Raw genomic sequence first — 1,318 nt, 5'->3', positions numbered from 1 at the left:
GCTATCGCAATTGTGGATAGTAACTACTTCTCAGATGACTTGGCTTTTCATAGCTTTAGCATGCGCGAGGACACGACAGGTGAAGTTTTAACAATTACAAACAATGGACAGGAAAACCATCTAGTAAAGATGGCATTCTTGGAATTAAAAAAACTCTAAGCAGGCAGAGCCTGCTAACTCATGACAGAAAAAGAAGTTTAGCTTATAATGAAGATGAACAATACAAATCCGTGGTGTCTAATAGGGCTTTTCCTAGCCTGTTAAAAAAACTGGATGAACAAGAGTCATGAGATAACTCGAATATGCCTTGAGCATGAAAATAAAATTACTAGTAGCCTCTTGTTCTATTGTTCAAATAGTTAACAGGAGGTTTTTATAATGGAAGTCATGATTGAAACGTGTTGTGGTATTGATGTCCACCAAAAATCCATTGTTTGTTGTATTCTAGATGGTCCACTAGATACTAATAAGCCAAAGAAAATTCAGAAGAAATTTGGGACAACTACTGTAGCTCTTCACAATGCCTTAGATTGGTTGGTGGAAAACCATGTCACACATGTCTTTTTTGAAAGTACTGGGCAATATTGGCTCCCTCTCTTTAATATCTTTTCAGATTCTAATCTCGTCTTGGTACTTGCCAATCCTCAACATATCAAGAATGTGCCTGGTCGAAAAACAGACATGAAAGATGCCGAATGGATTGCTCAACTCGGCCGTTGCGGACTAATTGAACCTTCCTATATCCCTGCTCCTGAAGTAGTACAGCTTCGTTTACTGACACGTCGCATGCGTTCTTACAAGCAGCGTCAAACTCAAGTCAAAAATGAAATTCACAATCTCTTACAACGGGCTAATATCAAGCTAACAAGTTATCTTTCTGATATTTTTTCTAAGACAGGGCGATCACTTTTAAAATTATTTATTAACGGAGAAAGCATTAATGTAGAATCTGTTATCCCTTGTATCCAAAAGCGAGTGAAAGCAAGTCCAGAAGAACTTGTTGAAGCGATGGAAGGAAAGTTGTCACTAGAAGATCGCTTCCTCTTAGACCAGAGCTTAGAGGAATATCAGATGTATCAGGAACTCATTGAAAAATTGACCGATGAGATTCAACACTACATCGAAAAGGAGTTTCCCTGAGGAAAATAGGATACTTCAAACCATTCCTGGTGTGAATGAAAACTGTGCTGCCACTATTCTAGCTGAGATTGGACCAACTGTTACAGCCTTTCCATCCGATGCACACTTAGCATCCTGGGCTGGACTATGCCCAGGATCTTATGAGAGTGCTGGCATTAAAAAATCCTCACACATTACG

General features: G+C 39.1%; 1 protein-coding gene. It reads left to right on the top strand.

Features of this window, described 5'->3' with window-relative positions:
- Positions 1-378 precede the first annotated feature (378 nt).
- The gene (locus HW098_RS08835) at positions 379-1,140 is read left to right on the top strand and encodes an IS110 family transposase (protein ID WP_164227069.1); all 762 of its coding nucleotides are present in this window, start codon (positions 379-381) and stop codon (positions 1,138-1,140) included.
- Positions 1,141-1,318: the final 178 nt, after the last annotated feature.

This window comes from Streptococcus sp. 1453 (genome assembly GCF_013276955.1).
In the GTDB taxonomy this organism is placed as follows: domain Bacteria; phylum Bacillota; class Bacilli; order Lactobacillales; family Streptococcaceae; genus Streptococcus.
The sequence above is the reverse complement of the archived record's forward strand: the minus strand, read 5'-3'. Positions and strand labels throughout refer to the sequence as shown.

Bases quoted from the DNA above. Each gene is read 5' to 3' on its own strand.
- HW098_RS08835 (WP_164227069.1), top strand. From the start codon at position 379: ATGGAAGTCATGATTGAAACGTGTTGTGGTATTGATGTCCACCAAAAA.